The 25,207-nt window shown below is 40.7% G+C and carries 23 protein-coding genes; 9 read left to right on the top strand and 14 right to left on the bottom strand.

Features of this window, described 5'->3' with window-relative positions:
• Complete coding sequence (locus R4146_RS01395) at positions 1-837, bottom strand: LysR family transcriptional regulator (protein WP_339960628.1); 837 nt, start codon at positions 835-837, stop codon at positions 1-3.
• Between the two features lie 181 nt (positions 838-1,018).
• On the opposite strand from R4146_RS01395, the gene R4146_RS01400 reads away from it, so the two are divergent.
• A complete protein-coding gene (locus tag R4146_RS01400; protein ID WP_339959680.1) occupies positions 1,019-2,647 on the top strand; it encodes a malolactic enzyme in 1,629 nt (542 codons plus the stop codon).
• Positions 2,648-2,715: 68 nt separating this feature from the next.
• On the opposite strand, the gene R4146_RS01405 is transcribed toward R4146_RS01400, so the two are convergent.
• Positions 2,716-4,095 (bottom strand): CAP domain-containing protein, encoded by a 1,380-nt coding sequence (locus R4146_RS01405; RefSeq protein ID WP_339959681.1) that lies wholly within the window; start codon positions 4,093-4,095, stop codon positions 2,716-2,718.
• 174 nt (positions 4,096-4,269) lie between these two features.
• Between R4146_RS01405 and R4146_RS01410 the strand changes: the two genes are divergently transcribed.
• Together R4146_RS01410 and R4146_RS01415 are read left to right on the top strand one after the other, a co-directional pair.
• Entirely contained in the window at positions 4,270-5,610 is a 1,341-nt protein-coding gene (locus tag R4146_RS01410; RefSeq protein WP_339959682.1) for a dihydrolipoyl dehydrogenase family protein, read from the top strand.
• 79 nt (positions 5,611-5,689) lie between these two features.
• A complete protein-coding gene (locus R4146_RS01415; protein ID WP_339959683.1) occupies positions 5,690-7,024 on the top strand; it encodes a dihydrolipoyl dehydrogenase family protein in 1,335 nt (444 codons plus the stop codon).
• Between the two features lie 42 nt (positions 7,025-7,066).
• Here the strand turns inward: R4146_RS01415 and R4146_RS01420 are convergent, their stop codons facing one another.
• A complete protein-coding gene (locus R4146_RS01420) occupies positions 7,067-8,095 on the bottom strand; it encodes a YeiH family protein (protein ID WP_339959684.1) in 1,029 nt (342 codons plus the stop codon).
• A 110-nt stretch (positions 8,096-8,205) separates the two neighbouring features.
• Between R4146_RS01420 and R4146_RS01425 the strand changes: the two genes are divergently transcribed.
• The 4 genes from R4146_RS01425 (at position 8,206) to R4146_RS01440 (ending at position 13,621) form a co-directional block, all read left to right on the top strand.
• Positions 8,206-9,030, top strand: coding sequence for a LysR family transcriptional regulator (locus tag R4146_RS01425; RefSeq protein WP_339959685.1), 825 nt, complete (start codon positions 8,206-8,208; stop codon positions 9,028-9,030).
• A 74-nt stretch (positions 9,031-9,104) separates the two neighbouring features.
• Complete coding sequence (locus R4146_RS01430) at positions 9,105-9,908, top strand: DUF975 family protein (RefSeq protein ID WP_339959686.1); 804 nt, start codon at positions 9,105-9,107, stop codon at positions 9,906-9,908.
• Positions 9,909-10,182: 274 nt separating this feature from the next.
• On the top strand, positions 10,183-12,846 hold the full coding sequence (locus R4146_RS01435) for an HAD-IC family P-type ATPase (RefSeq protein WP_373695345.1): 2,664 nt from the start codon (positions 10,183-10,185) through the stop codon (positions 12,844-12,846).
• 76 nt (positions 12,847-12,922) lie between these two features.
• Positions 12,923-13,621, top strand: a complete 699-nt coding sequence (locus R4146_RS01440) for a DUF975 family protein (RefSeq protein ID WP_339959688.1) — start codon at positions 12,923-12,925, stop codon at positions 13,619-13,621.
• A gap of 21 nt (positions 13,622-13,642) precedes the next feature.
• On the opposite strand, the gene R4146_RS01445 is transcribed toward R4146_RS01440, so the two are convergent.
• The 4 genes from R4146_RS01445 to R4146_RS01460 form a co-directional block, all read right to left on the bottom strand.
• Positions 13,643-13,969, bottom strand: coding sequence for a hypothetical protein (locus R4146_RS01445; RefSeq protein WP_339959689.1), 327 nt, complete (start codon positions 13,967-13,969; stop codon positions 13,643-13,645).
• Entirely contained in the window at positions 13,945-14,418 is a 474-nt protein-coding gene (locus tag R4146_RS01450) for a VanZ family protein (RefSeq protein WP_339959690.1), read from the bottom strand. The genes R4146_RS01445 and R4146_RS01450 overlap by 25 nt, the downstream gene beginning before the upstream one ends.
• A 78-nt stretch (positions 14,419-14,496) precedes the next feature.
• Positions 14,497-14,925: a universal stress protein gene (locus R4146_RS01455; protein ID WP_339959691.1), complete on the bottom strand. Its 429-nt coding sequence runs from the start codon at positions 14,923-14,925 to the stop codon at positions 14,497-14,499.
• A 30-nt stretch (positions 14,926-14,955) separates the two neighbouring features.
• The gene (locus R4146_RS01460) at positions 14,956-16,560 is read right to left on the bottom strand and encodes an Nramp family divalent metal transporter (RefSeq protein WP_339959692.1); all 1,605 of its coding nucleotides are present in this window, start codon (positions 16,558-16,560) and stop codon (positions 14,956-14,958) included.
• Positions 16,561-16,786: 226 nt separating this feature from the next.
• On the opposite strand from R4146_RS01460, the gene R4146_RS01465 reads away from it, so the two are divergent.
• Together R4146_RS01465 and R4146_RS01470 are read left to right on the top strand one after the other, a co-directional pair.
• Positions 16,787-18,166, top strand: coding sequence for a class II fumarate hydratase (locus R4146_RS01465; protein WP_339959693.1), 1,380 nt, complete (start codon positions 16,787-16,789; stop codon positions 18,164-18,166).
• A gap of 333 nt (positions 18,167-18,499) precedes the next feature.
• Positions 18,500-19,510: a GH25 family lysozyme gene (locus R4146_RS01470; RefSeq protein WP_339959694.1), complete on the top strand. Its 1,011-nt coding sequence runs from the start codon at positions 18,500-18,502 to the stop codon at positions 19,508-19,510.
• 90 nt (positions 19,511-19,600) lie between these two features.
• Here R4146_RS01470 and R4146_RS01475 read toward each other — a convergent pair whose 3' ends face one another.
• From R4146_RS01475 to R4146_RS01505, 7 genes are all read right to left on the bottom strand, one after another.
• The gene (locus R4146_RS01475; protein ID WP_339959695.1) at positions 19,601-20,062 is read right to left on the bottom strand and encodes a C40 family peptidase; all 462 of its coding nucleotides are present in this window, start codon (positions 20,060-20,062) and stop codon (positions 19,601-19,603) included.
• A gap of 198 nt (positions 20,063-20,260) precedes the next feature.
• Positions 20,261-20,488 carry a PspC domain-containing protein gene (locus R4146_RS01480; protein ID WP_339959696.1) on the bottom strand — a complete coding sequence of 76 codons (228 nt, stop codon included), beginning with the start codon at positions 20,486-20,488 and terminating at the stop codon, positions 20,261-20,263.
• 12 nt (positions 20,489-20,500) lie between these two features.
• Complete coding sequence (locus tag R4146_RS01485; protein WP_339959697.1) at positions 20,501-21,190, bottom strand: CPBP family intramembrane glutamic endopeptidase; 690 nt, start codon at positions 21,188-21,190, stop codon at positions 20,501-20,503.
• Between the two features lie 14 nt (positions 21,191-21,204).
• Entirely contained in the window at positions 21,205-21,957 is a 753-nt protein-coding gene (locus tag R4146_RS01490) for a sulfite exporter TauE/SafE family protein (protein WP_339960630.1), read from the bottom strand.
• Between the two features lie 72 nt (positions 21,958-22,029).
• Positions 22,030-22,857 carry an energy-coupling factor transporter transmembrane component T family protein gene (locus R4146_RS01495; protein ID WP_339959698.1) on the bottom strand — a complete coding sequence of 276 codons (828 nt, stop codon included), beginning with the start codon at positions 22,855-22,857 and terminating at the stop codon, positions 22,030-22,032.
• Between the two features lie 2 nt (positions 22,858-22,859).
• On the bottom strand, positions 22,860-24,557 hold the full coding sequence (locus R4146_RS01500; RefSeq protein ID WP_339959699.1) for an ABC transporter ATP-binding protein: 1,698 nt from the start codon (positions 24,555-24,557) through the stop codon (positions 22,860-22,862).
• Positions 24,558-25,118: an ECF-type riboflavin transporter substrate-binding protein gene (locus tag R4146_RS01505; RefSeq protein WP_339960631.1), complete on the bottom strand. Its 561-nt coding sequence runs from the start codon at positions 25,116-25,118 to the stop codon at positions 24,558-24,560.
• Positions 25,119-25,207 lie beyond the last annotated feature (89 nt).

Below are 25,207 nucleotides of genomic sequence, written 5' to 3' on the forward strand. Positions count from 1 at the left end.
TTAAATTAACGCTCGCCGAATTTGTTCTAAAATTTGCATCTGTAGGGAATTAAATTTATGTGAACGGCGATAAACAATGCTTGTTACAAACCGAGGCACATCTTGGTCCAATAAGTCTAGCTTGACTAATTGGTCGCTGGCATCTGACATCAACGTACTAAATAATCCAATGCCGACATTATTTTCAATCATTTTCAACATACTATGCGAACTCCCCGAGCGAAAGATCACCTTAGGTCGGAAATGATTACGTTTAGCCATTGCATTGAACACGTTGTTATGAATAAAGCCATCTTTAAACAAAATGAAGTCCTCTTTTTTTAAGTCCTTAAAGTATACACCTTTTTGCTTGGCAAGGGGGTGTTTTTTTGAAACATAAATGGCAAATGGTCGCCGATCAAATTCTTCTGCATAGATGGTCGATTCCACTAACGGATTAATTGAGCCCATCAAGGCTAAATCAATTTCACCATTTTTTAAGGCCTTCAATGTCGCTTCTGAGCCAATTTCAATTGTTTCAATCTTATCAAGGAGCCCATTATCTTTCAATAATGTTGAAACCTGTGGGAAGTAGTTATTTTCAATTACCGGCGGCAAGCCTAACACTAACTTGTCTTCCTTCATGTTTTCGATTTCAGAACGGGCTAATTGGTAGTGTTTAATAATGGCCTTAGCGTGCAGGAGTAGTTGATCGCCGCTATCCGTAATTATTAATTCTTGATTGCGGTGGCGAATAATTAACTTACTATTCATTTCCCGTTCTAGTCGCTGCAACGCAAACGTAATCGTAGGTTGGCTAACGTTAAATTTGTGGGCAACCTTCGAAAAGTTTTTAATTTAAGTTAAGCTAATAAAATATTCTAAATCACGAGTGTTCATAAATCCCCCTTGTATCAGCATCTAGCAATTACTTATAAGCATATTTTATCATAAATCACATTTTTGACTATAAAATAACCTTAGGCTTAATATGAAGCTATTAATTAATCAACGCAGCACTTTAGAGGAGGAAATTTCCATGGGATACAATATTTTAAACGATCCATTTAAGAACAAGGGCACTGCCTTTACAATGGAAGAACGGAAGGCACTAGGGCTTGAAGGCCTCTTGCCACCATACGTTCAATCATTAGACGAACAAGCAACTCAAGCATATGGTCAATACCAATCCAAGCCATCTGATCTTGAAAAACGGATTTTCTTGATGACCATCTTTAACGAAAACCGCGTTTTATTCTACAAACTATTCAGCCAACACGTTGTTGAATTTATGCCAATCGTATACGATCCAACAATTGCTGAATCAATCGAAAACTACAGTGAATTATTCATCCAACCACAAAACGCAACCTTCCTATCTATTAATGATCAAGATTCCATCGAACAATCATTAAAGAACGCTGCCGATGGTCGTGACATTCGCTTAATCGTGGTTACCGATGCCGAAGGAATTCTAGGAATTGGTGACTGGGGAACTAACGGGGTCGATATCGCCGTTGGGAAGTTAATGGTTTACACCGCTGCGGCTGGCATTGATCCATCCCAAGTGCTACCAGTAGTCTTAGACGCCGGAACTAATAATGAAGAATTATTGAAGGATCCCCTCTACCTTGGTAACCACCAAAAGCGGGTTTACGGTGACAAATACTACGCATTCGTTGATAAGTTCGTTAAGAGTGCTGAATCATTGTTCCCAGATATGTACCTTCACTTTGAAGACTTTGGTCGTTCCAACGCTGCCAACATCTTAAACAAGTACAAAGATCAATACACCATCTTTAATGATGATATTCAAGGAACTGGAATCATCGTGCTTGCTGGAATTTTAGGCGCATTAAAGATCTCAGGTGAAAAACTAGCGGATCAAAAATACCTTTGTTTCGGAGCTGGAACTGCCGGTGCCGGAATCGTTTCACGGGTCTGTGAAGAATTTGTTCAACAAGGCATGTCAGAAGCAGAAGCTAAAAAGCACTTCTACTTAGTTGATAAGCAAGGACTATTATTCGACGATGATGACACCCTTACCCCAGAACAAAAGCCATTCGCTCGTTCCCGGTCCGAATTTGACAACCCAGATGAATTAACTAACCTAGCAGCAGTGGTCAAAGCAGTCCATCCAACGATCATGGTCGGAACTTCCACTCAACCAGATTCATTCACTGAAGACATCATTAAGGACATGGCAGCCCATACTGACCGGCCAATCATCTTCCCAATTTCTAACCCAACTAAGTTAGCGGAAGCTAAGGCTGAAGACCTCTTGAAGTGGACCGATGGTAAAGCCTTAATCGGAACTGGAATTCCAGTAGACGACATCGAATACAATGGGGTTACTTACCAAATTGGACAAGCTAACAACGCCCTGGTTTACCCTGGATTAGGACTAGGGGCCATCGCTTCAACTGCCAGCGTATTAAACGATGAAATGATTTCAGCCGCTGCCCACTCACTCAGTGGCATCGTTGATACCACTAAACCAGGAGCTGCCGTATTACCACCTGTTTCTAAGCTATACGTATTCTCAGAAACAGTTGCTAAAGCAGTTGCTGATAGCGCTATTCAACAAGGCCTTACCCGCGAAGATATCAAGGACGTGGATCAAGCCATCCAAGATACTAAGTGGACTCCTGAATATCCTGAAAACTAAATTGTAGTTATAAAAATAAAGACTGGACTAGCTTTACAGCTAGCTCAGTCTTTTTTAGTTTGGGTTATTTAGTTAGCCACTTCATGGCCTTGACCATTTGCATCGTAAACCATGTGATAGCCATTTTTAACGTAAATTTTGACGCCATCAGACGCTGTTTCAATATGATGCGTAGAATAGAAGTAGTCATTGGTAATCTTATATCCCAATTGAGTTGGGGTGCCGACCCAACCACCACCAGCATTGGCTTGATAGGTCATAAATGGTGTATCGGTAGGTACTTGCCCCAATGCGTCATATTGTTTTTCATGCTGAGTATTAAACTTACCCATGTCTTGAACTGTATGCACATCACTAGCCTGAATCGTAGATTGATCTGCGGACCCACTCTGTGCAGTAGAAGTGCTATTATCACTACTATTAACTGTAGAAGTGCTGTTATCACTACTATTATTAGTAGTGTTAGTAGTGATCGTTACCGGACTATTCGATGAACTGGAAGAATTGTTTTGACTTTGATCAGCAAAATCTTCCGCATCATAAGTTACTGCTCCGTAATCAGAACTATTAGTGTAGCCAAAGCCAATCCCAATTGATCCATAGGATGGATTAACTAGCGATTGATAATGCCCATGTTCTTTGCCATCCCCCTTGTCAGGCCCTTCATCAATATACATTTGCGTAAGGTCATGGGCGGCACTTTGCGGCGTCTCAAGATCACCACCGCTAGCAGCTAAGTTTTCACCATCTGGTGCACTGACCCCTAATTGCTTAGCAACAGAATCACCAAGGAAATTACCATTACTGTCATAGTGACTGATCGACATGTTTCCTAGGTCAATGTTTTGTTGAACTCGAACATCAGCCACTTTATCTAAATCAGCATTATCCTGTAATGGCGCCACTCCCAATGAAGCTCTTAGTGCATTAATTTGTTTTAATGCTGCTGCGCGGTAGGCACTGCGATATGCATCCAAGTCAACGATTTTACCATCCGTTTGATCAAATCCATCCACAACGACATGCTGTTGGTTGCTATTCGAACTTGCGTTAGCATTAGCGTTAGAGGTTGTATCAGTATTAGAAGTCGTGTTAGCATCAGCGTTATTATATGTATCATTACTACTCTGACTGCTATCATTCTGATTACTATCATCTTGTGCAGCTTGCTTTTGTTGGCGTTTGATCTTGTGTACCTGATGCTTAGTGGCCCAACCATACCCCTTTAAATAGATATACCCGTGTGCCTTAGCCTTCTTAATATTGATCTTCTTGCCGCTAATCGTGTAGCCATACTTAACCTTTTTCTTCGACACCTTTTTCTTCGACACCTTTTTCTTCGACTTAGTAACATGCGTTCTAGCCTTACTGGCCTCCACGTTGATCAAAGAACCATTAACGCTTATGACCGCGGCACATACCGTTAATGCATAAATATATTTTTTCATTATTAAACCCACCTTTATCTTTAATATAAATTAATGATAATACATTTGAATTAATTTGTATAATCAGCTGCTAAGCAAATACTTTGTACACAACCGAACTAAATGCTAGAATACTTGTGTATGAAAAATGTATAATAAAGATAGTAAATAAAACTTAATTGGAGGCATTTTCTTATGGCTACAAATTATGATTATGATGTTCTTTACTTAGGTGCCGGTCACGGTACCTTTGACGGTGCAATTCCCCTTGCTGCTGCCGGCAAGAAGGTGGCCGTAGTCGAAGCAGAAGCAATCGGTGGGACTTGTCCTAACTGGGGTTGTAACGCCAAGATTGCGCTTGACGCGCCCGTTGAATTGACCCGTGAACAAGAACGCATCAAAGATCAATTGAACGGTGAACAATTATCAATTAACTGGACTGCTAACATGTCACGTAAGCACTCCATCATTGACGTTCTTCCTGGTGCTATCGAAGGCTTCATGAAGGATGCCGGCATTGACGTAATTAAGGTCTACGGTAAGTTTGCTGATGCCCACACCGTTGAAGTTGATGGCGAAAAGAAAACCGCTGACAAGATTGTAATTGCCACTGGTTTAACTCCTAACAAACTAGATGTTCCTGGCACTGAATTAGCTTTCAACAGTAAGGACTTCTTAGCCCTCACTCACCTACCAAAGAACATCGCCATTGTTGGTGGTGGCTACATTGCATTAGAATTTGCAACCATTGCTAACGCTGCTGGTGCTAACGTAACCGTATTATTACACAGTGACGTTGCACTTCGTAAGTTCTACCAACCATTTGTTAACAAGGTCTTAGTTGACTTACAAAGACGTGGTGTTCACTTCATTAAGAACAGTAACGTTAGTGGCTTTAAGAAGACTGATGATGGTTACGCAGTTGAATACGGTGATAACCAAACCCTTGCTAGTGACTGGATTTTAGACGCCACTGGTCGGGTACCAAATGTCAACGGCATGAATTTAGATGAAATTGGTGTTAAGTACGATGAACACCGTGGAATTGCCGTTAACGATCATCTTCAAACTAGCGTTGACAATATTTACGCTTCTGGAGACGTTATCGATAGTGACCAACCTAAGTTAACTCCAACTGCGATTTTTGAATCCAGTTACTTAACTTCCCTCTTCACTGGTCAAACCACCGATGCAATCGACTTCCCAGTAGTTGCTACGAACGTCTTCACTTCTCCTCGGATTGCCGAAGTCGGGGTTCCCGTTGCCGAAGCTGAAAACAACGACGACTACAAGGTTGTTAAGACTGACCTAAGTGGTGATTGGTACTACCAAGTTGATAACGATACTAACTCTGCACGCGCATTGGTATACAACAAGGCTGGTCAATTAGTTGGGGCATCTGAAGTTAGTTCCCATGCTGTTGACTCAATCAACACCTTAATCCCAGCAATTGAATTTAAGTACACTAAGGAACAATTAGGACGGATCATTCAAATCTTCCCATCAATTGCTAGTGATGTTTGGGGTACCATTTAATTCATTATTAAAAAATAAATAAACATTCAAAACGAAGTACAATCTACTTCGTTTTTTTAATACCTTAGGAGGAATTTTTATGTCAAAATCAAACTACGATTACGATGTTGTATTCATTGGAGCCGGTCATGGTTCCGATGGAGCCCCACTTCTCGCCAATCAAGGCTACAAAGTGGCCAAAATCGAGGCGGAAGCCGTCGGTGGAACCTGTACTAATTGGGGCTGTAACGCTAAGTTAGTTTTAGATGGCCCCGTTCAACTATCTCGCACCCAAGAACGGATGAAAAACGTGGTCAACGGCGACCTCGCCATGAATTGGGCTGCCAATATGAAGTACAAGCACGAAGTCATTGATCCACTTGCCGGTGGACTGGAAAATAAGTTCATTAAAGCCGGCATTGACGTGCTCCATGGTTGGGCTACGTTAAAGGATCCCCACACCATCGATATTGATGGCACCACAAAGACTGCCGACAAAATCGTCATCGCCACTGGGCTTCATCCCAACCAACTTGATATTCCCGGCACCGAACTAGCACACAACAGCAAGGACTTCTTAGCATTAGATAATCTACCCGCCCACATCGTCATCGTCGGGAGTGGCTACATTGCAATGGAATTTGCAACCATCGCTAATCAATTTGGTGCTGACGTAACCGTTATGATGCATGGTGATAAAGCCTTACGTAAATTCTATCAACCATTTGCTGAAGCAATCGTTGATGACTTAACGAAGCGCGGTGTTAAATTCGTGCGCAATGCCAACGTCAGTGCATTTAAGGAATCTGATGGAAAACTTAGCGTTGAATATGGGGATGGACAATCCCAACCAACTGATTGGATCTTAGATGCTACCGGCCGGGTTCCGAACGTAAGTGGCTATGGTCTAGATGAACTTGGTATCAAGTATAACCGCCATGGCATCGAAGTTAATGACCACTTGCAAACTAACGTTCCAAATATCTTCGCTGCCGGTGATATTACCGATACGGTTTATCCTAACTTAACCCCATCAGCAACTTTCCAATCTAAATACATCGCCCGCTTCATCAGTGGCGAAACCAATGAACCAATTGACCATCCGGTAATTCCATCCGTGACTTTCACGTCGCCACGCATTGCTGAAGCCGGCGTGCCCGTTGCCAAAGCCATCGATGATGACCGCTACCAAGTCGTCTTTACCGATTTAACTAAGGATTGGTTCCGCCAAGTTGACCACCAAGACCTAGCTAAACAAGCATTGGTATTCAATCAAGACCACCGGTTGGTCGGCGTGACTGAAATGAGTGAACAAGCGGATAATGCAATTGATTCATTGTTGCCAGCCATCGCATTGCAGATGACACCTAAGCAAATTCAATCGATCATCCCACTCTTCCCGTCCATTACCCATGAAGTTTGGAAGAAATTATAATTAAATTCCAAAAAAAGATCGCGCTATTTAGCACGATCTTTTTTATGCATGAATCAATAATTTAATTAAAATCAACGCTGCGACCACTTGAATGGCCCCAACCCCAATACTGTAAATTGCAAAGCGTTTGCCGGCCTTCAAAAAGGCGCTTAGGTTCAGCCGTAAGCCAATTGCGGCTAGGGCAATGATTTCACACCAACTACTCAAGAAGTGGGCGAAGGTACCGATAAAGTTAGGCAAGTGAACCAAACTGTTGGCAATACAAAAGATTAAGAACCAAAGCACGTACCAAGGTAGAAAATCAATTTTGTGTTTTTTAACATCTGTTTCAACTGCTTCCACAGTTTGTTCAGCACTCACGTTATGTTGGTGAATCCGTGAAAAGACGAGGACAATTACGACCAACATAATGATTCGCATAATCTTAAATAACGTCGCAAATTCAACCGTTGATTGGTTAACCATGGTGGCACTGGCAATTACCTGTCCTACTGATTGAACGGTTCCTCCGATCAACGCACCGCGGGTTAAGTCAACGTTGCCAAACACAACCGTTCCTAAGATTGGTAGCAACAACATTAAGACGGTCCCCATTAGGTTAACCAACGTGATGGCCATCCCGGCGTCTTCATCGCTAGCCCCAATGACTGGTTTAATCGATGCAATGGCTGACGAACCACAAACGGCGTTTCCACCCGCCATGGATAGGTAGATTCCATCATCGAATTGCAGCCACTTTCCAATCATGATGGCAGCACAAATGGTAATCGTCATTTGTAAGATGATGAACAATAACCCGCTCCAATGAAGTTGCAAAATGGTTTGAAACGTAATCGTTAATCCTAATAGCATTACGGAATACTCTAGTAACCGTTTTTCTGCGAACTTGGTTCCGGCCGTAAGAATTGGCTGGCGAACGAAGGTATTCCCTAAAATGATTCCGAGTAGAATTGCAATCGTTGCCGCTCCTAAGTCTGGAATGACCAGCGTTAGGAGTTGGCTAATAATGGCAATTAATAGGGCCACCCCAAATCCTGGCACCCGTTGTTTAATTGTATTAACCACTTTCATCGTCTCCCTTATTTGAACTATGCTTAAATTATAGCAAGCCTCTTTTAATAAGAGAAATTAATAATTATAATAATTACTATTACCAAAACGAATTAAAGGAGCCATTAACCATGTTCAAATTTTTCCCCGCGTTTCGCGCCGTTTATGAGAACCGTAATTTTTCACTGGCAGCTAAGCAAATCTTTGTGTCCCAATCATCCGTCTCCCAACAAATCAAAAAGTTAGAAACTTTACTCGGCGCCACCCTCTTCACCCGTAATTCACGCAGTGAGGTCACCCCGACTGAATTAGCTGATCAACTGTACAACGAAGGCGTTAGCATCTTTGAACAAGAACAAGCGCTTCAACGCCAGTTGACCAACCATCATCCCCATCGCATCCAGTGCCGAATCGGCGTGTCCAATACCACCGCTGACGTTGTGGTGCCTAAATTACTACAAACCCTAGCAATTCCCAATGCCGTTAAACTCAGCCTAACGGTTACTAATTCCACAGTGATTGCCGAACAAATGGCCAATCATCAACTAGAATTCGGCCTAATCGAAAAAGCAATCGTCACGCCCAACATTCAACGCACTGCATTTCATACTGATAAATTGGTGCACGCTGGCAATCCCAAAAGTGATACCTGGCTCGAACGAGAAAATGGTTCTGGCGTTTATCACTATACAGAAGAATTTTTTAAACAGCGCAATTTAAAACCCAAGAAGCGGATTTTAATCGACAATAATGACTTAATCGTCCGCTGCTTAGCAGCCGGCATTGGCCAATCAATCATTTCAAGAGATGTCCTACCCGCAGGGATCCCATTCGAACGCTTGAACCACAATTTTGAACGACAATTCTTCCTATTAAATCGACTTAACTATCCGTTTTCAGAACTACAAACGATTGGTCAACAAATGCAAGCCCTTTTAAAGTCAGTCAATCACTAGTAACTTAATGAATTCTTTAATAGTTGAGATGAGTTTGGTATAATAGATATGACACATATTTAGGAGGAATTATTTTGAAATTTGCTGATTTAAAAGCGGAAGCCAAGGGACAATTAGCCCCACATTACGGTTTTTTTCTGTTGTTATTATTACCAGCGTATATTTTAAGCATTATTAGTGGCGGAAGTTACGTTACACAATTCTCATCTCAAGTTAGCCAAATGACTAGCAATGCTAATGGCGTTTATAACACTCAAAACGTATCATCTTCTGGAGGTCTTTTCTCCATCTTTGCCAATGTATTATTACTTAGTGCCTTTTTCGTCATGATCAAGGTGATGCGTGGTCAAGATACCACCTTTAAGGGCGGATTCAAAAAGGCCTTCAATATCTTCACTCGTGGTGATTACTTCTTTGGCGCCTTTATGGTTGGACTACTTAAGTATGTTTATATTTTCTTGTGGTCACTACTTGGTTATATCCTAGCAATAGCTGCAGTAGCTGTAGCAGTCACATTGAATCGTAATCAAGCGGCATTTTTTGCCCTTGTCTTTCTTGCTGCTTTGTTATTAATTGCTACCTCAGTGGTTACCACAATTAAGTCACTTGCTTACTCACAAGCCCAATTTATCTTTCGGGATGGGTTAGACAATGACCAACCAGTTAGCTACAATCAAGCAATAACGAAGAGTCGGCAATTAATGGATGGTCACAAAGGGGAATTTTTCCTATTGATCCTTAGTTTTATTCTTTGGTACTTACTAGGAATCATTACGTTAGGCCTTGCCAACATCTTCTACGTAACCCCATATACTCGTTTAACATTTGCTAACTATTACGTTCATTTAACTGAAAATAATATTACTAGCGCTGAATAATCATCACTGAACCTCTGGTTTGAACCAGGGGTTTTTTGTTTACCCTTTTTTTAGCATTTATTCACTTACCAAAAATATTTATTAAAAATTAGTAAATAATAATAGTATTATTCGTCTAGTTCTGGTATGATAGTGATTAATCTAAAGGAGGTGTAGCACATGGATAGTGGCCCTGATCTCATAAGACCAAGGTTCATCATTGCCCTTCATTATTTCCTAATGGAATAGTTATTATGACTAACATAACAGCTATTTTACATTTACAAAGGAGATTATTTTTATGAAGGATTTTAAATTATCGGAAAAAGAAATTCAGAAAAAGTATCAGATTAAAGATATTGAAAGCGGACTGACTAGCTCACAAGCGAGTGAACGATTAGCCCAAAACGGTCCTAACGAACTCCAGTTCAAGAAGGATTCTAAGCTAAAGCTATTTCTACGCCAATTTAATAATGTCATTATCTATGTACTAATTCTTTCTGCAATTCTAACTTTATTAATGCGTCATTACTCTGATTCCACCATCATTGCATTAGTGGTATTAGTAAACGCAATTATTGGTTACTACCAGGAAGCCAACGCTTCAAACGCACTTGAAAAAATCAGGTCGATTCTATCAACTACTTCTACCGTTTACCGTGATGGCAAGCGAATTGACATCCCCACCAAAGACATTGTCGTAGGAGATGTCGTCTTCCTTGAAGCCGGTGACCGGGTCCCCGCTGACTTACGGTTGATTGACACTGATAACCTTCGGATTCAAGAATCAGCATTGACTGGTGAATCCGATTCAATTGAAAAAAATGCCGATGTCATTACTGCGGACAACCCATCGTTAGCCGAACAGACTAACGTGGCCTTCTCCTATACTTCCGTTACTTCTGGAAGTGGGACGGGGATTGTTACCGCAACTGGAAATGATACTGAGATCGGTCAAATTTCTAAGGAAGTTAATAACACGACTGAACGTAAAACACCCCTAATGAATGAATTAGACCAATTAGGGAAGTGGGTTTCATACGTGATCATGATTGCTTCCGTAATCCTATTCTTAATTGGATTATACTTTGAAACTTACTCCGTTTCCGTCCTAGCATTAGCCGTTGTGGCAATGGTCGTGGGTTCCATTCCGGAAGGATTACCCGCTACCACTTCCGTAGTCCTCTCCCGTGGGGTGAGTGACATGGCTAAGAACAAACACACCATCGTTAAAAGCCTACCAGCTGTGGAAACATTAGGATCCGTGGACGTGGTAGCCACTGATAAAACGGGGACGTTAACGCAAAATGAAATGACTGCGACCGATGTCTTATTACCAAATGCTACTTATCACGTGACTGGAACTGGTTATCAACCAGAAGGGCAAATCTTAGATGACAAAGACCAACCCGTTGTCCATAATAAAGCCTTAGACCTCTTCTTAGAAGCTGGGTTCGAGGCTAACGATACAACGTTGAACCATGAAGATGGCAAGTGGGAAATCAACGGTGAGCCAACTGACGGTGCATTCCTAACGCTTTACCATAAGGGGATGCAAACGAAAGCTGCTCCTAAGAACCAAGAAGTCGACTTACTACCGTTCGATTCCGCCTTTCGTTACATGGGGAAAGTGGTTCAAAACGAAGCTGGTCAAAAGACCCTGTTCGTTAAAGGTTCTCCCGATAAGATTTTAGCATTAGCGAAAAAGACCGACGCTAACTTCGATATTGATGCGTGGGAAGCTAAGGTCCACGCCCTTTCTAAGACTGGAAAACGGGTCATTGCCGTTGGTTATAAACCAGTGGCCGCTGATGTGAACGAAATTTCACATGACCTAATTAATTCTGGAGTTCAATTCCTGGGATTAGCCGGAATCATTGACCCTCCACGCGAAGAAGTGGTCCAAGCCTTGAAGGAAATGAATGCCGCTGGGGTGGAAGTGAAGATGATCACTGGTGATAACCCCGTTACCGCCAAAGCCATTGGTGAAAAATTAGGGTTAGCCCCTACGATTCACGCCATTACCGGTGCTGAATTAGATGCATTGGATGAAGCCGCCTTTACTAAGGCCGTTTTAGAAAACCAAGTGTTTGCTAGAACGACACCGCAAAATAAGCTACAAATCATCAAGGCATTACAGGCTAGTGGTAAGGTTACCGCGATGACTGGAGACGGAATCAACGATGCCCCCGCCTTAAAACGAGCTGATATTGGAGTGGCCATGGGAATTAAGGGAACCGACGTTGCGAAGGATTCCGCTGACATGGTCTTAACCGATGATAACTTCGGTACGTTATCCACTGCCATTCGTGAAGGACGGCGGATTTACGATAACATTAAGAAGAGTATTCAATTCTTACTACCAACTTCGTTTGCGGAAGGCTTAATCATTGCCTTTACCATTTTGACTAAGAATGACATGCCGTTAAACGCAACCCAATTACTTTGGATCAACATGGTCTCCGCCATTACGATTCAATTCGCGTTTATCTTCGAACCGGCTGAAAAGAACATCATGGATAAAAAGCCGCGTGATAACAATAGTTCATTACTAGGCAAGGGTGATATGTACCGCATCGCCTACATTTCTTCATTAATGGCCATTTGTGGGATTGTGGTCTTCGATCTGTTAACCAATAGTGGTTGGAGCGTTGAAGTCGCAAGTACCGTCGTGGTGAACGTAATTGTCTTTGGTAAGATTTTCTACCTCTTCAACATTCGGACAAGTGAACCACTATTTTCAAAGGCCCTCTTCAGTAATCCCGCTGCATTCTGGATTATTGGATTAATGATTTTACTACAAGTGCTATTAACTTACGTGCCATTCATGCAAGATGCGTTCAAGACCGCAAGTATTCCTGCATCCGGTTGGATTATTTCCATCATTGCCGGAATCGTGGTGCTAAGTGTTACCGAAATTGATAAAATTATTTCCAAGCGCTTTGCTGCAAACCGCTAATCATTAAGCTGGTGAATTTAAATTCACCAGCTTTTTTTATGGTAAAATATGGTTAAACTATTTCAGGAGGATCAGCATGCAAATTCGTAATCTTAAGACAGCTGCCAATCAAGAATTCATGAAGCACTTTCGCTTCTATTTTATCTTATTCTTACCCTATTTAATCTTAGTGACCCTTAGTAATATGATTGCCCGGAGTGTTTCTGACGCCCTCTTCGTTGCAGTCAATAATGGTGATTCCGTCATGGATGCCTATGCTACCCTCGCACGAGGCCCAGTATATCTAACGCAATTAATTGGGATTTTAGGCGGCCTAGTATTAATTGGCCTATCATTCAATATTTTAGATTTAATCCGACACCGTAGCGATTATCAAAACCCCATTGGTAAGTCGACCGCCCTATTCGGCAATCGAATGGTGCTAGGCGTACTGGCAATTGTATTATTACAATTCCTATTTACGTTCCTATGGACGTTATTATTCATTGTGCCAGGGATCATTAAGAATTATTCATACTCCCAGGCGGTTTATATTTATCGGGATGCCATCAAGAATGGTCATCCGATTTCACCACTCGCTGCCATTACCGCTAGTCGGAAACTAATGGTTGGTCATAAGGGTGAACTATTTATCCTACAACTATCATTTATCGGTTGGTTCTTCTTATTATATTTATCAACGAACTTGCTAGTATTTCCAATTCTAGGAATCTTTATTTACCCATATTTCCAAATCACCCTTATGAATTACTACCGTCAATTAACTAATTCATAATTAAAAAATGCCACCCTGAAATTAATCAGCGGTGGCATTTTTGATATCGCCATTTGCCATAATATTGAAGGTGCCCACTTCACCATCAGCACCATTTTGAATGGCTAATTTATCAAGAACTTGAATAATAAAGATCAGATTCGTCGGATCATAACCCAATGGAACTAACACCGTATCGGTAGTTGATCGACCTAAGTGTTGAAGTAACGCCTGGTCAGCATCGTCAAATGATTGAATGGGATGGTTACCAGTCAGATTCGTGGTCGGCCAGAAGTAACCAAATTCACCGCGATACTTCACTTTAATTAAGTTACGATGACGCTCTAAGACTTGAATGATTTCAGCCATTTGTAAATCCTCCCTTCACCATACCGCACAATGTAATAACCGATTACCACGCCAATTAAGTTCGACATGACATCGTTGACATCCACCGTTCGTTGAAAGTTCAACCAATTATCTAAGAAGAATTGGCCCATTTCAATAAATAATCCCGTTAATAATCCAATCCCTAACACTTGCCAGAAACTGAGATAGCGACGATTCAACAAGCTAATGAATCCACCAAGCGGCATCGTCATCACCACGTTAAGCCAAAAGCCAAGGGTGCCCAATTCAATCAGTGGTAAATAAACAATTGATGCATGACCATAGGTTAGTGCATGGAGATCCGGGTAACTACCGAGTTGAACGCTAACCGGAAAGCGCGGGGTAAAACAAATGTAAGCGACGCATAATAGGTATAGTCCACATAGAACTTGTAATAACTGCGTTTGCCATTTTTTAAACGTAAACATAATCAGCCTTCCTTTGCATCTATTATAACTAAAAAACTGCCATCCCCAAACAGGAATGACAGTTTTATTTAATAATAATTATCTAATGACCATTACTGAAATTGGAGCATATTTAGCCATGTATGCGGCTTGACTCCCAAAGTGACGGGCAATCCCTTTTTTCGAATGAGAACCAACCACCAATAGGTCCGGTTCAACATGCGGAATTACATCCTTCACGATGGCTTCACCAGCAGATCCAGAAGCAACTACTGCTTGAACGTCTTTTACCCCAGCATCTTGTGCTTGTTTAACGTACTTTTGCATATGAGCTTCTAGTTCTGATTTTTCACCATGAACATAGTCCTTAGTAAGTGCTTCGTAAACGTTAATTTCTTCCGTTTCCAAAACTGATACTAACACTAGTTGAGCATCGTCACGTTTAGCACGTTCGATGGAATACCGAAAGGCTAAAATCGCATCGTCAGAGTCATCGACACCGACTAAAATTCGTTTAAATTCATCCATAACAGGCACCTCTTATTTAAAATTGGTTAATTATGCGTTCTTTTGAGCATTAGCTTGATTTTGTTGTTCAGCTTCAATGCGCTTGTTACCAAAGTAGAATTCAACCATCGTCCAAATTAATAGTCCTAAGATCAAAATATCTAAGGTATATGCAATGATATTAGCTTCATTGGTTTGAGAAGCAGTTGGGTTATCACCGAAGAATCCAGCAACTGAACCAGGAAGACCGTTTAAGTTTAAGTAAATTAAACCAATTACTGAAACCCAACCTAGGAACTTAACCCAAAGGCGGTTCTTGAATTCCTTCCCCATTTGATGAGCATTATCAGTCATCAAGATCAATGGCAACATGGAGAATGGTAATGCCAATGCTAAGAAGATTTGTGAATTTTCCATTAAGTTATTCAATGCGGTATGTTCTTGTAGTTCTGATTCACCACTAGTTAATGCCACACAAATCAACACTGGAATCACTGAAATTAAACGAGTAATTAGACGCCGTAACCAAAGTGGCATCTTCATGTGAATGAATCCTTCCATGATTACTTGACCAGTTAAAGTTCCCGTAATCGTGGAATTTTGTCCGGAAGCTAATAGGGCAACCGCGAACAATGTAGATAAGATTCCTGACTTAGCAACGCTAATCAAGATTGGGTTACTCAAGGTTGCAGTGTTGTTTAAGGCATCAAACAATCCGAAGAATGATGAGTCCTTAACGGCACCGGTCTTGAATACGGCAACCCCCATAATCAATAGTAATGCATTAACGAAGAATGCAAACGTTAATTGAATGTTAGAATCCCAAGTAGTAAACTTGATGGCTCTAGCAACATCCTTTTTATCCTTAGGATTATAATCACGAGTTTGTGAGATTGCTGAATGCAAGTAAAGGTTATGTGGCATCACAGTGGCCCCGATAATCCCTAATGCACCATTATAAGGAGTTAATCCATCAGCAGCCTTACGACTTTGTGAAAGAATATCAGGTGTAGGAATTAATCCTTCGAATGCAGCTGACCAGTTAGCATTTGATAATGCTACTTGGTAAGCAAAGACAACTAGAATTACTAAGATTAAACAAACCACGATGGCTTCAATCTTTCTGAACCCAATCTTCGTAAGTAATAACAATAGTAAAACATCAAAAACGGTAATGAAAACGGCAACGACAAGTGGAATATGGAATAACAAGTTTAACGCAATCGCTCCACCAATAACTTCGGCGATATCAGTCGCCATGATGGCAAGTTCTGTCATAATCCATAAAACAATTCCTAATGGTTTCGAAGTCCGCGCACGAATGGCTTGCGCTAAATCCATTTGGGTCACGATCCCAAGTTTAGCCGCCATGTATTGCAGTAACATCGCAATCAAACTTGAAATCAAGATAACAGACATCAATAGGTAACCAAAGTCTTGTCCACCGGTGATTGAAGTCGACCAATTACCTGGATCCATATAACCAACGGCAACTAATGCCCCTGGTCCAGAATAAGCAAATAAAGTCTTCCAAAAACCCCAATCTCTAGGTACGCTAACGGTATGGTTGATTTCTTCCAACGAAGGACCATTAGCGTAGTGAATCATACTGTGTTTTTCACTCACGTGAAACTCCACCTTTCTGTAAGGTATCATTTTTTGAGATACAAAATATAAAGTTTTATTAACCAATGAACATTTTACTCTTTTTTAAAAAAATTTAAAGTCTTTTTTAGGCTAGTCGAAAAATTTTAATTTTTATGTTAAATTTTTTTCATTTTATTCTAAAAATCGTGTCTGATTGTTTAACTTAAAAATCTTTTGACATGCTTTTATTCCCATTATTATAATAGTAATAAACACATTGAAGGGATTGGTTTAGTTGGAATATCGGATTGAAAAGGATTCATTAGGTAACGTGAAAGTACCTAAAACCGCTTTATGGGGGCCCCAAACCCAACGGAGTCATGAAAACTTTAAAATTGGGCAACAAATGCCCACTGCAATCATTCATAATTTATTGCAAATTAAAAAGGCCGCTGCAATTGTTAATTATCAATTAGGGACTCAAACAAAGGCGAAGGCTGATTTAATTACCCAAGCAATTGATCGAATTTTAACTGGTGACTACCAAAGTGAATTTCCATTAGTCGTTTTCCAAACGGGAAGTGGTACCCAGACAAATATGAATGTCAATGAAGTCATTGCCCACATGGCAGCTCAAATCAATCCACAAATTAGCATCCATCCAAATGATGATGTTAACCAGTCCCAAAGTTCTAATGATACCTTTCCAACTGCCATGATGATGGCTGCTACAATGGCCATTGATAAGTTAATGCCAACCTTACAGGCGCTGATCGATTCATTTGATGCTAAAGCCCATCAATTTCAAACGGTCGTTAAAATCGGTCGGACCCACTTACAAGACGCCACGCCCATTACGGTAGGCCAAGAAATTAGTGGCTGGCGTAGTGCTTTGCAACACGATCTAGAATACTTGCAAACTAATCGAGCCACCCTCTTAGAATTGCCCATTGGGGCGACTGCAGTTGGAACTGGCTTAAACACGCCCGCTGGATTCGATACCGCAATGGTTGCACAACTAAGCAAGCAGGTCGGCATTGATTTCAAACCAGCCCCCAATAAATTTCAAGGACTAGCTAATCACACTGGCATTACCATGGTACATGGGATTTTAAAAACCCTAGCGACTGATTTAATTAAAATTGGAAACGATATCCGATTCCTAGCCAGTGGGCCTAGAGCTGGTTACAATGAATTTAACATTCCAAGTAACGAACCTGGTTCATCCATCATGCCGGGAAAGGTAAACCCAACGCAAGTAGAAGCGTTAACGATGGTCTGTGCCCAAGTAATTGGTCACGATACCACCATTAACATTGCTAACAGTCAGGGAAACTTCGAAATGAACGTTTACAAACCCATCATTATTTATGATTTCTTAGACAGCAGTAATTTATTAACGCAAGCCATTCATTCGTTTGACGTGCATTTAGTTCAAGGTCTCGAAATTAATTCAGATCGAATGAGCGAACTATTAAACAATTCATTAATGTTAGTAACTGCATTAAGTCCCCACATCGGATACGAACGCAGTGCTAAAATTGCTCAACACGCCCAACAAGCTGGCTTAACATTAAAACAAGCTGCTCTTGATAATGGAGTTACCGAAGCTGAATTCCATGATTGGGTCAACGCAAGAGCCATGACCAATATTGATCAAGACCATAACAACTAAATAGAAAGTAGGATTTAATTGAGATACTTCACCGGTAAAAATCAAGAAAAACGAGCGCGCAAAGTTGAAACTAAGGATCGAATTGAAAGTTTCATTTGGGCGGCAATCGTTACCGCATTAGTATTCTGCTGGAAACTAATTAAATGAAAAAAAGCATTAGGTTTTAGAATTATTTTAATAAAACTTAATGCTTTTTGCTTGCAATTTTGCATCAACAAGAGAACTGTTACCAAACAATTACAATCAGGTTGTAAATACATTGCAATGGCAATTCTGGGCGTTTTTAATGTTAAACTATCAAATAGTAAATAATAAAGATGGAGTGACAAATCAATGAAAATGTTCAAAGCGCTTTGCACAATGGTCGTAGTTTTAGGGCTCGCCATTATTGCACCGGTTGTCAATGCTAGCGCAGATACTAGCAACACCAAACCGATTTATGATTTATCAGAATGGCAAGGAACCATTACTAATAGTCAAGCTCAAAAATTAAAAAATGAAGCTAATTTCTTAATTCTACGGGTTCAATATGGATCATCATATAAGGATAAGGTATTCCAAAACAACGTTAAGACCCTTTCCAAATATGGTGTTAAATATGGAGTATATAGTTACAGTCTTTACAGTAGTGCTAGTAACGCTGCCAACGAAGCAACTACTTTAATCAAGTCCGCACCGAATGCATTATTCTACGTTAATGATGCTGAAGCGAACCACGTTACTTCTGGTTCACTAAACTCAGCTACGGTTGCTTGGGCTAACCGGGCACGTCAATTAACTAAGCGGCCAATCGTGTTATACAGTTACCAATCATTCATGAGTAACTTTACCACTGCTAAGAGTGCCTACGATGCCATTTGGTTAGCAAGTTATACTTCTGCTACGCCAAATACTAGTTATCACTACGACCTATGGCAATACACTGATAAGTATTACAGTGCTGCATTAGGAAAACGCGTTGATGCTAGTCGGATTCCAACGAATGGTAAGCCCCTTTCATTCTGGTTAGGTGGCAGCACCACTTCATCCACTGCCGATGACAGTGATAGTGATGATGACGATAGTTCTTCTGTTAGCACCACGGTTGATAACCCAGTTAACAATCCACACGTCATTCAAATTTCACCAAGTAACTACGTTTCAACTGGAACTCGTTTTAAGGTTCTCAGCAAGAACTTAAACGAATACAAGAATGTTTCACTATCTGAAAAAGCAACTCAAGTCCTACACCGGGGCCAAGTAGTTAGTGGAACGCCCGTTAAATACGGTCAAACTTACCGGATCAAAACTGCTGATGGTACTTACTTCTCTGCCAACAAAAAGTTAGTTCAAATCATTCAATAATTCAAAAAGGACCCCTCATTTTTTATGAGGGGTCCTTTTTTACATCAAAATAAAAGATGACCCTAAAATTAATTAGGGTCATCTTATTTATTATGGTCTAGAGTAACCAACGATACTCCACCAAGGGGCATCAATGTTTTCAGTAATAACGCCATTATTTTGCGCATCGATCATTTGACCATTACCGATGTAAAAACCAACGTGACTAATCGAATCAGAACTATCACCGAAGTAAACCAAATCCCCCTTTTTTAATTGGGTTCTTTGGATGGGCTTAGTGGTTTCATATTGACCTTGAGCAGTCCGGGCAATATTAACATGTGCTTGTTCGTATATGTACTGAGTAAATCCTGAACAATCGAACGTAGTAGGACCAGATGCACCGTAAGTGTATGGTGAACCTAGCTTAGATTCAGCAACTTGATACGCAACTTTAACTGCTCGTTTACTGGCAGCATGTGCTGCTGGTTGATGGTTATTATTAATGCCGAAAAACATTGAAACTGAAAATAATGGAACTAGTAGTAACTTGCTTAATTTTTTATAATTCAATATCTTCATCCCCAAATAATGATATTTTTTAATTTATTTATAATTTATTTAACATTTTTCATTATAGGGACGAAATAATACTAAACTAAAACAAAAGTAATACAGAGCAATTTCATTTATGTTACAAAACAGTTACAAAATAGACTTGTGGAACAAAAAAAGGCTAAGCATTTCGCTTAGCCTTTCATGATTTGTAACTTATTTTCGATCAATTTCTTCTGCATCAATATCACGATAATTAGGTTTATTCGGAATAATCAAACCAGCAATGATGTAGAGCACCACGCCCGGGAATCCAAAACTAAGGACGGTCAATGCTGCATAAATCAAGCGGGTCCAAGTTGCATCAAATCCGAAGTAGTCAGCAATTCCACCTAACACACCTAAAAAGATCCGATTGTCTGATCTATATAATTTTTTCTTCATTTCAAAACGCTCCTATTTAGTTAAAAATAATTGAATCAACCCAAATGATGCTACCAGATTGTTCAATATGTGAAATGCAATGCTTGCCTTAATGTTACCAGTTCGATGGTACAAGTAAACTAATAGTGCCCCCATCACTGCGTAAATTAAGAAACTAATGATGTTACTATTTAAGTGTCCAGATGAAAAGATAAATCCGCTGACTAACATCGGCCAAATCACGCGGCTACCCTTGAAAAAGCCATCAACAATAAAGCCACGAAATAATAGTTCCTCTACGATAGGACTCAAAATAATAATTCCCACTAGCATTACGCATAATACGATGCTATTCGAAGTTGCCAATTTTTGAATCACTACATTATTTTCAGACTGACCTTGATGATAGATCACTTGTAATAACATTAACATGATCACCTGAAATGCCATAAAGATTACATATGCAATCCCAACTAAGCCCATGTTATCACTGGTCAACTTAGTTAACGGCGCTTGGTGGTAGTAACGATAACGATTCATTAAAACAGCAATTAAGCCGGCATAACTAACAAAGTAGACTAACACCCACCCTAAATTGACCAGCAGCGGATTAGAAGTTTTAATATGCAACATTGGTAGTTGCGCCGCGCCAACCCATAGGTATAATACCGCGAATAGGACTGCGCGTGAAAAATATTCCCCAAACGTTAAATGTTTCTTCATTTTAGTTCATCCCCTTAAGCAACGGTAGTAACCGCCATTATAATCATGATGGCCCCCATTAACGGGCGCAATACCTTTGTAACTTTCCGTGAATTAAAACGGCTTAACAAGGCAGGCATTAGCGCTGAACCAATGATGGCCCCAATCATTAATGCAATTCCGGCTCCCCACGCAATATTACCCTCAGTTGAATGCATTAAAATTCCCACAATGGAGGTAATGATCAATGCATATGAGGACGTAGCTGCGGCTTCTTGCATGGATAATCCCATCAACAACATCCCGGCAACCAGTGGACTACCACCACTCAATCCGGCAATGCCGACCATTAACCCACTAAGGGTCCCAAAAAAGTAGGCCTTCCCTGGATTTAGTTGTGCCGTCATTTGCGTATTTTTTGATTCATGATGATGAAACGATTGCCATATCACTTGTAAGCCTAATAATAGAAAGACTAAGAAAATTAACCACTTATAGATATTTTCATCCAAAAATTCAGCAATGATACTCCCGATAATTGTGGCTGGAACTGCTGCAATTAACATTCGATTACCGAATTTAAACCGCATGTTCCCAGTTCGATAATGACTATAAGCCCCAATACATAGTGAGGGTAATGCCGTAAACAATGAAGTGGCTGCGGCACTGGCTGGTGCAATATGCACTAATCCGGTCAAGATGCCTAAGTAAAAGGCAGCGCCACCACCACCCATTGCGATCACAAAGCCCCCAATTATAAAGCCTAGGACTAATAATAAGATAAACACCGTTATCAATCTTCCTTTCTAATAATCAATAATAACATAACAGCCACATCCTAATGAATGTGGCTGTAATTGTTATTTAAATGGGTTGTAAAAGCGCCCGCCATCTAACATAAAGAATAAAATGCCGATGATTACGATAATAATGGTTGATAGCCATACTAGCCAATCGTTCAATGTAGTGGGTCGTTGCATGTACCAGCTCCGCTTCCGGTTACGGCCAAAGCGACGTAGTTCCATTGCTTGGCTAATCGTATCAATTTTAGCGATACTGGTAAAAATCAGCGGCATGATGATTTGTACCGCCCCCTTCAACCGTTGTGATAGTTTACCCTTTTTGGATAATTCATATCCACGCGCCTGTTGCGCCATACTAATTTCTTGATAGTCATTTTGCACATCCGGAATATATCGTAGTGCTAATGAAACGGAGTAACTAATTCGATATGAAACCCCGAGCCGGTTTAAACTAGCTGCAAATTCACTCGGGTTCGTCGTGATCAAGAAAATCAACGCTAATGGGACGGTGACAAAGTACTTCAATGCCAAGTTAAATTCATAAAATAGTTGTTCTTGGGTAAGCGCATAAAAACCATGTCCAAAAATAATGTGCTTAGTGCCATAAATGGCAACCCCATTTTCTGGTGAAAACACGTAAATCATAATTAAATTTAATAGTGAAAAGACCACGATTAATTTCACCACGAGTCGGACCTGATGCCATTTAATATGGGATTGCTGTAATAAAACAAGCGAAAGCACGAGCACAAGCGTAATAAAACGAGTGTCGTAACTCATCATCGCAATAATGGATACTAATAGAAAGAAAAATAACTTACTACTTCCGCTCAAGCGGTGAATCCAAGTGTTTTGTCGATCGTAACCAAATAAATTCTGGTTCATAATTACTTATCCCCCAATTCATATTGAATCACCCGGTCGGTAAACGCCTGTGGATCTAAGTTAAAGCGTTGGGCTAGTTGGTATAAACTCGTGGGCCGTAAGTCAGCTTGTTGACAAAGCTTAGCGTCTGATAGCACCGCGACGGGTTTGGTATCGGCTAAGATATTTTGATTGCCTAACACCACCGCACGATTAGCATATTCCAGCATCAAGTGCATATCATGCGTAATCGTAATCAATGTATTGCCCTGTTGATTTAACTGGGCTAAGAACTGCATCATTGATTGGTAGTGTTTGAAATCTTGACCTGCCGTTGGTTCATCCAAAATTAATACTTCCGGTTCTAAGACTAAGATACTAGCAATCGTCACCCGTTTCTTTTGGCCAAAGCTAAGGGCTGCAATGGGCCAGTTACGATATGGGTAAAGTCCACAAACTTTAAGGACTTGGTTCACCTTAGTTTCAATGGTTTTAGCATCGTAGTCACGCAGTTTTAGCCCTAACCCAACTTCGGCTTTTACCCCCACTTGGCTAATCATCTTATCTGGATCTTGCATTACATAACCGATTTTATCGGCCCGTTCCTTAATAGTATCATCCGCCAAGTCATGGTTAGATAACTGAATTTGACCACTTGTAGGGGTTAAAAAACCAGTAATCAACTTACTGAGCGTGGATTTACCAATCCCATTCCGCCCAATCAATGCTAAATGATCACCACGGTTAACGGTTAGATTTAAGTTGTTGAACAGTTTTGGTTGATCTGCGAACCCAAATGATAAATCATGAATGCTCAATAATGGGGTGGCTGAATTAGGCTCCACTTGAGCCGTTGGCTTTGCTAGTGGTGCCAATTGCGTTGCTAAATTAGCAGTATCCACGCGATCGACATTTGATAAGTTATCCACTTGGTTCAAGTCAATGTCAGCCGCCTTCAACGCTTCGATATATAGTGGTTCACGAAGCCCTAATTTAGGCATAATGTCTGTCTTTAAGATGGCATCTGGTTTGTCATTAGCCACAATTTGACCATCGTTTAACACGATTAACCGGTCAACGGATTGCGTTAGCACTTCTTCTAAGCGGTGTTCGATAATGACGACCGTCATGTTAAATTCACGATGGAGCCGATCGATTAATTCAATGGTCTTGTAACCAGTAGCTGGGTCAAGCGCTGCCAATGGTTCATCAAAGAGCATAATATCGCCATCGTCAATTAAAACATCCCCCATCGCAACCCGTTGCTTTTGGCCACCAGATAGGTTTTGGGGCGATTGATTCAATTGATCATTTAAGTTCAAATAATCCGCCCACTTAGCAACTCGCGCATGCATTTCATCAGTCGGCGTGTCATCATTTTCCATACCAAACGCCAAATCTTCAGCCGTTGTTAACCCAACGAACTGCTCATTAGCATTTTGCAATACCGTCCCGACCTTTAATGACAGATCAAAGACGCTTGATTCAGCAACGTTGATTCCATCAACGTTTACCGTTCCGGATAAGTCACCACGGTAGTTATGCGGAATAATCCCGTTAATTAAATTGCCTAATGTTGACTTCCCGGATCCAGATGGCCCGACGATCAACACTTTTTCCCCCGGTTGAATGGTTAAGTTAATATCCTTCAATGTGGGTTCAGCCTGGCTATAGTATTGAAAAGTTACGTGTTCAAACTTAATTCCAGCTGGTTCAGTCATCTAATCTTCCTTTCTAAGGCTGCCCTTTTTCAAACGGGTCGCTGCATATGATGCTAATAGAATCGTACCAATCACACCAGTCGAAACACTGTTTGAAATGGTGGAAATAAAGCCTTGGAGATACACTTTATTTGCTGGTTCAGCATAAATTAAAATATCACCGGTGGGCGCGATCAACGTCCACGCAATTAAGTTAATAATCACTTGCCAAACGTTATAAATCACCATTTTACTAACGGTAAACATGCCATCTTCAATGCCCAGGCGGTTATGTAGCATCCCCATACCGAGCCCAACAAATCCAGTTGCAATGACCCAACTCCACCATGGCATTCCATATTGCGTAAAGTCAGTTAATGCATGGCCCAAAAAGCCCATAAATAGTCCGGCAATCGGCCCAAATAACACGGCAGCAAAGCCTAAGAAACCGTATGAAGTATCAATATTGGTGTTCGGGACCCCACTTGGAATCGATACCCACCGTTTTAATAAGAACACGATCGCCGTTCCAATCCCAATTGCCACAACGGTCCGAATGCTCAAATGCTTGCGCTTCATTATAAATCCTCCATTTCACTAGAAAAACCCGCTCCTTTGATTTCAAGGAGCGGGCTGCTCTAACTAATCAATCGTTAAGAATATCTTAATGA

Source organism: Nicoliella lavandulae (genome assembly GCF_037546185.1).
GTDB classification, from domain to species: domain Bacteria; phylum Bacillota; class Bacilli; order Lactobacillales; family Lactobacillaceae; genus Nicoliella; species Nicoliella lavandulae.

What these genes read in the sequence shown, in the direction of transcription:
- R4146_RS01440 (WP_339959688.1), top strand. Translation starts at nt 12,923, where the DNA reads ATGCAAATTCGTAATCTTAAGACAGCTGCCAATCAAGAATTCATGAAG.
- R4146_RS01415 (WP_339959683.1), top strand. Translation starts at nt 5,690, where the DNA reads ATGTCAAAATCAAACTACGATTACGATGTTGTATTCATTGGAGCCGGT.
- R4146_RS01495 (WP_339959698.1), bottom strand. Translation starts at nt 22,857, where the DNA reads ATGAACCAGAATTTATTTGGTTACGATCGACAAAACACTTGGATTCAC.
- R4146_RS01425 (WP_339959685.1), top strand. Translation starts at nt 8,206, where the DNA reads ATGTTCAAATTTTTCCCCGCGTTTCGCGCCGTTTATGAGAACCGTAAT.
- R4146_RS01485 (WP_339959697.1), bottom strand. Translation starts at nt 21,190, where the DNA reads ATGAAGAAACATTTAACGTTTGGGGAATATTTTTCACGCGCAGTCCTA.
- R4146_RS01420 (WP_339959684.1), bottom strand. Translation starts at nt 8,095, where the DNA reads ATGAAAGTGGTTAATACAATTAAACAACGGGTGCCAGGATTTGGGGTG.
- R4146_RS01450 (WP_339959690.1), bottom strand. Translation starts at nt 14,418, where the DNA reads ATGTTTACGTTTAAAAAATGGCAAACGCAGTTATTACAAGTTCTATGT.
- R4146_RS01445 (WP_339959689.1), bottom strand. Translation starts at nt 13,969, where the DNA reads ATGGCTGAAATCATTCAAGTCTTAGAGCGTCATCGTAACTTAATTAAA.
- R4146_RS01405 (WP_339959681.1), bottom strand. Translation starts at nt 4,095, where the DNA reads ATGAAAAAATATATTTATGCATTAACGGTATGTGCCGCGGTCATAAGC.
- R4146_RS01470 (WP_339959694.1), top strand. Translation starts at nt 18,500, where the DNA reads ATGAAAATGTTCAAAGCGCTTTGCACAATGGTCGTAGTTTTAGGGCTC.
- R4146_RS01410 (WP_339959682.1), top strand. Translation starts at nt 4,270, where the DNA reads ATGGCTACAAATTATGATTATGATGTTCTTTACTTAGGTGCCGGTCAC.
- R4146_RS01480 (WP_339959696.1), bottom strand. Translation starts at nt 20,488, where the DNA reads ATGAAGAAAAAATTATATAGATCAGACAATCGGATCTTTTTAGGTGTG.
- R4146_RS01455 (WP_339959691.1), bottom strand. Translation starts at nt 14,925, where the DNA reads ATGGATGAATTTAAACGAATTTTAGTCGGTGTCGATGACTCTGACGAT.
- R4146_RS01400 (WP_339959680.1), top strand. Translation starts at nt 1,019, where the DNA reads ATGGGATACAATATTTTAAACGATCCATTTAAGAACAAGGGCACTGCC.
- R4146_RS01460 (WP_339959692.1), bottom strand. Translation starts at nt 16,560, where the DNA reads ATGATACCTTACAGAAAGGTGGAGTTTCACGTGAGTGAAAAACACAGT.
- R4146_RS01500 (WP_339959699.1), bottom strand. Translation starts at nt 24,557, where the DNA reads ATGACTGAACCAGCTGGAATTAAGTTTGAACACGTAACTTTTCAATAC.